The 730-nt window shown below is 58.9% G+C and carries 1 protein-coding gene; it reads left to right on the top strand.

Annotation, left to right across the window (positions count from 1 at the left end):
- A partial coding sequence (locus AACY49_RS29775; protein ID WP_339527768.1) for a hypothetical protein occupies positions 1–545 on the top strand: 545 nt, incomplete at its 5' end.
- Positions 546–730: the final 185 nt, after the last annotated feature.

Genomic DNA, 730 nt, shown 5'->3' with positions numbered 1-730 from the left:
ATCGCACGGATCTGGCGGGAGCGATCATTCGTAACCTTGGCATCTCGCCGCGCACGGGGCAATTCTCGCCCGACGTCTTCGTCTCGCAGTGGAAAACCTACACGCCGCAGGCCAAGGCAATTCTGTTTGGCAATGCAGGGCCCCATCGGCAGGCCATCGACGACATCGCTCTGATTTCCGACCGTCTGAAGCAGATCGGCGCGAAGTTCGGCAATCCGTCCGGCACGGCTCAGAACGTCAACGCCTACGCAATCGCGACCGGACTTGTGGCTTCCCCAATTTCAACTGTGGCGGCAGCTGTTGGCGGATATGGGGCGGCGCGCGTTCTCTCATCGCCAGCTGGCGCTTCAAGCTTTGCGAAGTGGGCGAAGGCTCTGTTGGCGGTGCAGACCCAGCGATCTCCAGAAGCGCAGTCTCTTTTCAAGATGGCTTCGAAAAACCTCGCCAACACTGCGACGTCGCTTGGGGTGAAGCTGAACCCGAACGATCTTCTTCGATCGATACAGGGTCCAATGCCAGCAAGCGCCGACGACAAAAATGCATAGCCCGTAAGGGTATGCCGCCAAGAGCCAAGCTGCGGCCATTGCCGCTGTCAGGAAGTATCGCATCCGCAAAACCTATCTGCGCCGCGCCATCCCGGCAACCGCACGTGTGGAGAGCATCACGTCATGCATCTGAAATCATTAATGAAACTTGCATTCGCGGCGCTTCTGGGCATCGCCCTTGCGAC

Origin of the sequence: Pseudomonas sp. EL_65y_Pfl2_R96 (assembly GCF_963970905.1) — a bacterium.
Lineage (GTDB): Bacteria > Pseudomonadota > Gammaproteobacteria > Pseudomonadales > Pseudomonadaceae > Aquipseudomonas.
This window is presented reverse-complemented; position numbering and strand designations above follow the sequence as displayed.